The 9514-nt window shown below is 67.8% G+C and carries 5 protein-coding genes; 2 read left to right on the forward strand and 3 right to left on the reverse strand.

Features of this window, described 5'->3' with window-relative positions; genetic code table 11:
• Window positions 1-48 precede the first annotated feature (48 nt).
• The 3 genes from D7T59_RS05940 to D7T59_RS05950 are packed head-to-tail and all read right to left on the reverse strand — an operon-like array spanning window position 49 to window position 1840.
• Window positions 49-621 (reverse strand): YceI family protein, encoded by a 573-nt coding sequence (locus D7T59_RS05940; RefSeq protein ID WP_006384701.1) that lies wholly within the window; start codon window positions 619-621, stop codon window positions 49-51.
• A gap of 3 nt (window positions 622-624) precedes the next feature.
• Window positions 625-1197: a cytochrome b gene (locus tag D7T59_RS05945; RefSeq protein WP_180853492.1), complete on the reverse strand. Its 573-nt coding sequence runs from the start codon at window positions 1195-1197 to the stop codon at window positions 625-627.
• 10 nt (window positions 1198-1207) lie between these two features.
• Window positions 1208-1840: a YceI family protein gene (locus tag D7T59_RS05950; RefSeq protein ID WP_180853493.1), complete on the reverse strand. Its 633-nt coding sequence runs from the start codon at window positions 1838-1840 to the stop codon at window positions 1208-1210.
• A gap of 164 nt (window positions 1841-2004) precedes the next feature.
• Between D7T59_RS05950 and D7T59_RS05955 the strand changes: the two genes are divergently transcribed.
• Window positions 2005-5550 carry a hybrid sensor histidine kinase/response regulator gene (locus D7T59_RS05955; protein WP_180853494.1) on the forward strand — a complete coding sequence of 1182 codons (3546 nt, stop codon included), beginning with the start codon at window positions 2005-2007 and terminating at the stop codon, window positions 5548-5550.
• A gap of 95 nt (window positions 5551-5645) precedes the next feature.
• Window positions 5646-9170 carry an ATP-binding protein gene (locus D7T59_RS05960; protein WP_180853495.1) on the forward strand — a complete coding sequence of 1175 codons (3525 nt, stop codon included), beginning with the start codon at window positions 5646-5648 and terminating at the stop codon, window positions 9168-9170.
• Window positions 9171-9514: the final 344 nt, after the last annotated feature.

Raw genomic sequence — 9514 nt, forward strand, 5'->3', positions numbered from 1 at the left:
CGCCATGCCCGGTKWTGCCGGCCWGCGGCCGGCACTACCAGACGCGGCTTATTTCGCGTCGAACTTCACGATCGTGCTGATCGCGGTTTCGTCCGGGATGGTCTTGGTGTCGGCCCAGTCGCCGCCGCCGACGCCGAAGTCCAGGCGCTTGACCGTGGCCTTGCCGGTCAGCACCGGCTGGGTGCCCGGCTTCCAGGTGAAGGTGAGGGTGACCGGCTTGCTGACGCCGCGCAGTTCCAGCGTGCCATCGGCGGCGAACTGGTCATTGCCCACCGCGCGGAACCCCTTGGCGGTGTAGCGCGCGGTGGCGAACTTGCCAACATTGAAGAAGTCGGCGGTCTGCAGGGTCGAGTCGCGGTCGCTGTTGCCGCTCTTGGCGCCGGCCAGCGGGATCACCACGTCCAGCGAACCGGCGGCCGGATTGGCCGGGTCGAAGCTGAGCTTGGTGGCAAAGCCCGGGAAGCTGCCGGTGAACACTTCACCGTCGTACTTGGTGGCGAACACCAGGATCGAGCCGGCGCCAGGGGCCTGCGCATAGTCGGCGGCGAGCACCGGGGCGGTGGCCAGCATGCCGGCCAGGGCGGCGGCCACGGCGGCCGGAGTGGTCAGTTTCAGGTTCATCGGTCAGTCCTTCTGAGGGGAGGCAAGCCAGCCGCGCGGCAACATGCGGGACAAGGTCGCATCGCGCTGGAACAGGTGGTGGTAGAAGGCAGCGCCGGCATGGGCCAGCACCACCGCGATCAACAGCCAGAAGCCGTATTCGTGGATGGCATGCGATACCGCGACAACCTGCGGGTCGGGGCCGCTCAGCTTGGGCACGTCGACCAGGCCGAACCAGCGGAACGGGCGCAGGCCGCTGGCCGAGTCGTACAGCCAGCCCGACAGCGGGATGGCGAACATCAGCACATACAGCAGCACGTGGGTGGCGCTGGCGATGCGTTCCTGCCAGCTGGGCACGCCCGGCACCGGCTTGGGCGCGCCGGCATACAGGCGCCAGCCGAGGCGGAACAGCACCAGCACCAGCACGGTGATGCCGATCGACTTGTGCGCGGTGTAGACCCAGAAATACTTGGGGGTCTTGGGCAGCTCACCCATGGTCAGGCCGACCACGCCCAGGGCGAGGATCAGCAGTGCGATCAACCAATGCAGGATCTGGCTGACACTCCCCCAGGCGGCGGGGGTGTTCTTGGCGGTCATGAAGGGTCCTCTAGGGGGCCGTCTTGGGGTCGGAGTGCGGAACGGGAGCGGGAGTTCCCGGGGCGTCGCTGCGGTCGAGGGTGGCTTCTGCCTCGATCCTCAGCTGTACTGCATCACCGATGACGCCCGGCCAGGCGGTGATGCCGAACGCACGCCGGCTCAGTGTGGTGCTGGCGGAGAAGCCGGCGGTGCGTCGGAACGGGGGGAGCGGGTAGCGCTTGATGGCGTTGAGGGTCACATCCAGCGTGATTTCCTGGCTGACTCCGCGCAGGGTCAGCGTGCCGATCACGTGGGCGCGCTTGGCATCGACCGGTTCGACCCGGGTGGAGACGAAGTGTGCCTTTGGGAAACGCTCGCCATCCAGAAGGCTGCGGGCCAGCGTGGCCTGGTTCCATTTGGCGTCACCAAGGTCCAATCGGGACACGGGCACCTCGACCTCCAGCGTGGCTTCACGCCAGTTGTCGGGATCGAACTGCAGCCGGCCCTCGCTGCCGGACACCGTACCCATGGCCTGCGAATAGCCGGCGTGGTCGATGCTGAACAGTACCCGCGTGTGCACCGGATCGAGGCGGTAGGTGTCTGCATCCGCCCAGGCGGGGGCGGTGGCGAGCAGCATCGGCAGCAGGGCCAGGCAGGGACGCATCGATGGCGGGCTCCGGAAGGGGGACGTTGTGATCATACGCACAGGCCCCCGCCAACGATGCGTGCATGGCTGCAACAGTTCGTGGTGGTCCTGCCCCGGCAACAGGCTGTTGCAGCCATGACCCCGGCCCTGTGTGACAATCGGGACAGGACAGGGGGTTCAGGATGACGAGCAGCTGGCGCCTGTGGTGCCTGGGCATCGCGGCAACGGGGCTGCTGCTGTTGGCGTCTGCCACGGCGGCTGCAGCCCTGGACATGGCAGAAACACCACGCCTGCGGCGCTTCGGCGCCGCCGAAGGCATGCCTTCGCGCATGGTGCTGGCGCTGGCCGAGGACCGCCAGGGCCATGTCTGGGCCGCAACCGATGGCGGCCTGGTGCGTTACGACGGCAGCTCGCTGCGGGTCTGGGAACATGATCCGGAACAGCCCGGCTCGTTGCCCGGCAACGAGATCGAGACCCTGCTGGTCGATCCGCTGGACCGCGTGTGGGTGGGCATCAATGGCAAGGGCGTGGCCCGTCTGGATGCCGACCGCGAGCGGTTCAAGACCTTTGATGCGGTCAATGGTCCGTGCCTGGGCCAGTTCTGGACGCTGGCCTACGCCGGGGATGCGTTGTGGATCGGCACCAGCAGCCAGGGTATCTGCCGGTTCGGCGAGGACGGCAGCCTGCGTTTCTTCAGGCACGACCCGGCCCGTGCCGATGGCCTGCCCAGCAACACCATCTACAGCAGCCTGGTGGATGCGCGGGGGCGCTTGTGGATCGGTACCGAGGCCGGCGTCGCACGCTGGAATGGCCGTGACTTCGAACCCGTGGCAGCGCACGAGCTGGGCGCATTGAGCGTGCTGCGGATGAGCCGCGATCCGGATGGCTCGATCTGGATCGGCAGCCAGAACGACGGCCTGTACCGCATCGATGCGCAGGACCGGGTCAGTCGTCCACGCTGGAGCGGCAGTGCCCGCCTGCGCTCGGCGCTGGTGCTGGCCGACCGCCAGGGCGGCTACTGGGCGGGCACGTCCGACGGCCTGCTGCGTGGCGACGCCAGTGCGCTGTGGCGGCTCGATGGCGACCGCGGCAGTGGTTTCCTCACTGCACAGAGCGGTGTGCTCGATCTGCTGCAGGACCATGAGGGCGGATTGTGGGTGGCCCTGCTGACCCAGGGACTGGCCTACCTGCCGCCGGACTGGCGCCGCTTCTCGATCTGGAACCAGCTCGATGGCAAGCCGCTGGACAGCCAGTACCTGCTGGGCGCGGCCAGTGATGGCCAGAACTACTACGTGGGTTCGGCGCACGGCGTGTATCAGCTGGATGCGCACGGCACGTTGCGCCTGCTGGCCAGCGACCGCGAGATCGGCAGCGGTGCGGTGTGGTCGGTCCTGCCGCGGCCGGACGGGCGCCTGTGGCTGGGGCGTGCCGGCCGCATCAGCGTGTATGACCCGGCCACCCGCGCGCTGCACGATTGGCATATCGATGGAGGCGCCGACCTGCGCCAGCGCATCGACCTGATGCGGCAGGCGCCCGATGGCACGGTCTGGCTTTCGGTGATGAACCTGGGCCTGCAGCAGCGCAGCGCGGATGGCCGGGTGCTGCGCAGCTACCCACTCGACGATTTCCGCAAGGCGGCCGATTCACCCATCGAGCAGATCCGCTTCGATGCCCATGGCAAGGCATGGGTGATGGGCGACATGGGCATCTGGCGTGAGCAGGCCGGCCGCTTCGAAGCGGTGCCGGGGGTCTCGCGCGGGCTGATCTACGACCTGGTGTGGGTTGATCCGCAGCAGCTGTGGCTGGCCCGCCAAGGCGCGCTGGAGCGCTACCAGTGGGATGGCATGAGCCTTCGCCTGATCCAGCGCATTGATGGAAGTGCCGGTGTGCCACCGGTCAGCATGGGTGGCCTGGCATTGGCCGACAATGGCCGGGTGTGGGCGACCACGCCTCGCGGTCTGCTGCGTTGGGACCCGAAAGCACGACGCCTGCAGTTGTTCAATGAACGCGATGGTCTGTCCGATGCCGAGTTCACCAGCCGGCCGCCGGCGGTGAATGCCGATGGCCGCGTGCTGGCCGTGGCCCAGACCGGCCTGGTCGCATTCGACGTGAATGCCGACGACGCGGTGCTGCCTGGGTCGTCGCTGGTGATTGCCGAGGTACGCGTGCGCCGCGACGATGCACGCGGCTGGCAGCCGCTGCCGAACACCGGCACCCTGCTGCTGGGACCGGATGATCGCGATCTGCAGATCGATGCACGACTGCTGTCGTATGCCAACCCCCAGGGCAACCGCTACCGCTTCCGGGTACGCGGGTATGACCAGAACTGGGTGGAGCAGGGCGGCGACGGTCAGCGCACGCTGTCGCGACTGCCCACGGGCCGCTACGTCATCGAAGTGCAGGCGGCCACTGCCAATGGTGCATGGACGCCTTCGCAGCAGCTGCAGGTGAAGGTGCTGCCACCGTGGTGGCGCAGCGGCATGGCGATCTTCGGCTACATCCTGATCGGTTCGCTGCTGCTGCTCATCCTGGTCTGGTCGATCCGTGCGCGCCTGCGCCGTCGCCAGCAATGGCAGCTGACCGTGCACAAGCAGGAGCTGGCCGAACAGGCCTCGCAGGCCAAGAGCCGGTTCCTGGCCACGCTGGGGCATGAAGTGCGCACGCCGATGACCGGCGTGCTTGGCATGAGCGAGTTGCTGCTGGCCACACCGCTGGACCCGGTGCAGCGCAGCTATGCCGGCTCCATCCAGCAGGCCGGCAGCCATCTGCTGCGGTTGGTCAACGATGCATTGGACCTCGCGCGCATCGAGGCGGGCCGGCTGGAGCTGGATCTGCGCCCGTTCGATCTGGCCGGCCTGCTCGACCAGGTGCAGGCGCTGATGCAGCCCATGGCGAAGCAGCGCAAGCTGGATTTCCAGCGTGGCGACGATCCGCCCGGCCCGATCAGCGTCAGTGGCGACGAGATGCGCGTGCGGCAGATCCTGCTCAACCTGCTGGGCAATGCCATCAAGTTCACTGAGCGCGGTCATGTCGGCCTGGCCGTGCACCTGGAGGAGAACGGCGGCGGCCTCTGTTTCGAAGTGCACGACAGCGGCCCGGGTATCAATGCCGAGCAGCAGGAGCGGCTGTTCCATCGCTTCGAGCAGGCGGAGGGCCCGCGCACGGCCTCGCGCTATGGTGGCAGCGGGCTGGGCCTGGCAATCTGCCAGGAGCTGGCCATGGCGATGGCCGGACGCATCGAGGTGGACAGCCAGCCAGGCAAGGGTGCGCGCTTCCGGGTGCAGTTGCCGCTGCCCTGGACCCGGCAGGCAGCGGCCGCCGCGGGCGAAGTGCCGGCGCAGCCGGTGCTGCCGCCACTGCGCATCCTGCTGGTGGAGGACGATGCAACCGTGGCCGAGGTCATCGCCGGCCTTCTGCGCAGCCGCGGCCATGACGTGGTGCATGTGCTGCACGGCCTGGGGGCTTTGTCGGAGATCGCCACCGACGGCTTCGATGTGGGCCTGCTCGATCTGGATCTGCCGGCGCTGGACGGCACTGCGATCGCCCGCCAGCTGCGCACCCTGGGCTACGAGCTGCCACTGGTGGCGGTCACCGCCCGCTCCGATGCCTATGCCGAATCGCAGGTGCTCGCTGCCGGTTTCGATGGCTTCCTGCGCAAGCCGGTCACCGGCGACATGCTGGTGGCAGCGATCATCCAGGCTCGCGCCAAACGACAGACCACAACTTGAAAACGTCGGCGCCGGGCGTGAACGGCGCGACTTTCGGTTTACCATGCCGACGCCCGCGGCGCGGGAATCATCAGGGCAGCGTGAGGAGGCAATCGGTGGTGTATCTGCGGGCGGCGATGCTGCTGCTGATCCTCCTGTGCGGCCTGTCACCCGCTGCCGCGCAGCCGGTGCCACCGAGCCCGCGCCAGGTGACGGTGTTCGACGGCCTGCCGTCCAATACCGTCAACCGCATGGCCGAAGACCGCTACGGCTACCTGTGGATCGCCACCAACGACGGCCTGGCCCGATACGACGGGCGCAACTACCGGATCTGGCGCTCTGAGGATGGCCTGCGCGACAACCGCATCTGGACGGTCCTGGTCGATGCGCGCAACCAGCTCTGGATCGGGACCGAGAACGCGGGCCTGGTACGGATGTCGGCCGACCGCCGCCAGCTGCATTTCTACGACCGCAGCAGCCAGCCATTGATGGGGACCAACACGGTCTGGAGCCTGGCGACCACACCCGACGGTGCGATCTGGTTCGGGACCCACGAAGGTGGGCTGTACCGGCTGGACAGCCAGGACCGCCTGCAGCGTTTCCTGCCCGAGGCCAACAATCCACGCAGCCTGCCCGCCGCCTCGGTGCCGTATCTGGCTACGCTGGCCGATGGCAGCCTGTGGGTCGGCACCAAGCATGGCGTGGCGCGCTGGACCGGCACCGACTTCGAGCGGGTCGGCACGGATGTCATTCCCAGCCTGCTGATCAATGGGTTGACCAGCGAACCCGATGGCAGCCTGTGGATCAGTACGATGGCCGGCGCCACGGTGCGTCGCCCCGACGGGCGTTTTGAATCGCCGCCATGGAAACTGCCGCCGGGCGAGCAGGTGCTGGGCATGATGCTGCGCGATGAACAGGGCGGCCATTGGCTGGATACCCGTACCGGGCTGGGCCGGGCCGTGGATGGGCAGTACCAGACCGTTCCGCTGTACAGCGCCGTTGCGCGCGGGCCGGTGCGGCCGAACTGGACTGGCGCCTACGAGGACCGCGAAGGCGGCATCTGGCTGGCCAGTACCAATGCCGGCCTGTGGCACCTGCTGCCGCGCTGGTGGCAGTTCTCGGTGTTGTCGCGGTTGGAGGATGATGCTGGCTCGCTGCGCAATGCCTTCGTGCTGGGGACCAGCCCTTCCAGCAATGGCGGCATCTGGACGGTTGGCAGCCACGGCGCGCTGGACCGGTTCGATCCCAGGACCGGCAGGATCGAGCAGCACCGCACCTGGGTCAATGGCATGTACTGGCTGTCCTCGGTGCGCGAGGATCGCCGTGGACAGGTCTGGATCGGTTCGACCGATGCGTTGCTGCGCTATGACCCGAAGCGGCGTGACCTGCGTCGTTGGGGCCGTGATGCCGGGGCCGACGCAACCATGGAAGGGGTCATCGAGTCGATGATGACCTGCGACGGCGACAGCCTGTGGTTGATGTTGCCTGCAGGCCTGCAGCAGCGTGACCTCGACGGTCGCCTGCGCCGCCAGCTGGACAATGGCCAGCGCGGCCTGCAGCAGGGCCAGCTCAACCTCGATGTGGAATGCGGGCCGCAGGACCACATCTGGCTGGCCAGCAGCCGTGGCCTGCTGCAGTGGCTGCCGGAAAGCGAGCGTTTCCAGCCGGTGCCGGGTGCGCCGGCGACGGCGATCCATGCGTTGCACGTGGGCCGCGATGGCCAGGTCTGGTTGTCGGAGGATGGGCGCCTGTCGCGCTACCGCTGGAGCCAGGGGCGGCTCGAACGGCAGGCTGTGGTCGGCGCGGAGCAGGGTTACCCGGCGATTTCCGCTTCCGGGCTGGTGGTCGACGCACAGGGGGTGGCCTGGGCCACCAGTGCGCGCGGCCTGGTGCGGGTTGGCGCCGACGGGCAGAGCGTGCGCCTGTACGGCGTGCACGATGGCCTGCCCAGCCAGGAGTTCCGCGAGCACACGTTGACGATGTCCGGCGATGGCCACCTGGTGGCCGGCACCCCGGCCGGCGTGGTGGTGTTCGACCCCGAACAGGTGCGGCCCTCGGTGCGGCGTGCACCATTGGTGATCGAGCGGGTCGAAGTCCGCCGCAACGAGCAGGTGCTCGACCTGACCCACGACACGCCGTTGCAGATTGCCGATGGTGACCGTGACCTGCGCATCGTCGCGCGACTGTTGTCGTTCGCCGATTCGGCTTCAAACAGCTACCGCTACCGCCTGGCCGGCTACGACCCTGATTGGGTGGAAGTGGGACCGGCCGGTGAGCGCCTGTTCTCGCGCCTGCCGCCGGGCAGCTACCGTCTGGAAGTACAGGCGCGCTCGGCAGACCATGTCTGGTCTCGGGTGCAGAGCCTGGAATTCCGCGTACAGCCACCGTGGTGGCGCAGCCTGTCCGGGCTGTTGGTACTGGCTTCTATCGCGCTGCTGCTGACCAGCTGGTTCGCTTGGCTGTATCGCCGCCGCCTGCAGCGGCGCCACGCCTATCAGCTGGCGCTGCACAAACAGGAACTGGCCGAACAGGCCTCGGCGGCCAAGACCCGCTTCCTGGCCAATCTCGGCCACGAAATCCGCACGCCGATGACCGGCGTGCTCGGCATGAGCGAACTGCTGCTGGCTTCACCGCTGGACCCGCAGCAGCGCGGTTACACGCAGTCGATCCGGCACGCCGGCGAACACCTGCTTCACCTGGTCAACGATGCATTGGACCTGGCACGGATCGAATCCGGACGGCTGGAGCTGCAGTCCAAGCCGTTCGCGCTGAGCTGCCTGCTGCAGGACCTGGCCGCGTTGATGGGACCACTGGCGGCGCAGAAGGGCCTGCGCTTCACCCTGGACAACCAGTTGCCGCCGGGCCTGCAGGCGACCGGCGATGCGATGCGGGTAAGGCAGATCCTGCTCAACCTGCTCTCCAACGCGGTCAAGTTCACCAGCCGCGGAACCATCACCCTGCATGCGCGCAGCGACGGCGAGCTGCGCGCGCTGCATTTTGAAGTGCGCGACACCGGTCCGGGCATCAGCCAGGAACAGCAGCAGCGCCTGTTCCGTCGCTTCGAACAGGCCGACGGCGCCCGCACCGCGGCGCAGTACGGCGGCAGCGGTCTGGGCCTGGCGATCTGCCGCGAACTGGCGCAGGCGATGCAGGGGCGCATCCAGGTGGAGAGCCAGCTCGGCCGCGGCACGTGTTTTGGCGTGACCCTGCCGTTGCCGCTGGTGGTCGATGCCAGCGCAGAGGCCGACGGCGAAGCGCACCGCGAGGATGCGGCCAACATGCCGCCGTTGCGCGTGCTGCTGGTCGAGGATGATGCAACCGTGGCTGATGTGGTGCGCGGGTTGCTGAGTGCGCGCGGGCACGAGGTCGTGCATGCGGGGCATGCGCTGGCGGCACTGCGCGAGATCAGCGCCGGTGATTTCGACGTCGGCCTGCTGGATCTTGACCTGCCGGGCCTGAGTGGCTTCGAGCTGGCCCAGCACCTGCGCAACCAGGGCTACATGCTGCCGCTGCTGGCGGTGACGGCGCGGACCGATCCGGACCTGCAGCAGGTGGAAGCGGCCGGCATTGGTGGCTTCCTGCGCAAGCCGGTGACCGGTGAGCTGCTGGTGGAAGCGATTGCCAGGGTGATGGGCAGGTAGGGTTTATTGCAGGGCTTGCAGCCCTGCACCTGCAGAATCAACGTCAAAAGCCTGCATTCCGCGGGATGGCGGGGTGGATCCGGTTGCGGGAGACGCCGTAAACCCATCCATGGGGGCTTGGCCGCGGCATCCATGCCGCGGACACTCCCGCAACCGGATCCACCCCGCCTTCGACAGTTTTCCGCGATCTGTCGKAACGACGCTCGGGGTCAGATCCGTTTTCCKAAGKAAAACGKATCTGACCCCAGATGTATTTCGATATCTGACAGATGTGTCGACCAAGGTCGACACCCACCAACAGCAGCGACCATCTGTCAGAGGTGGGGCGGTGTCGGGTTGCGGGG

Source organism: Stenotrophomonas maltophilia, assembly GCF_013464915.1.
Taxonomy (GTDB): Bacteria; Pseudomonadota; Gammaproteobacteria; order Xanthomonadales; family Xanthomonadaceae; genus Stenotrophomonas; species Stenotrophomonas maltophilia_AT.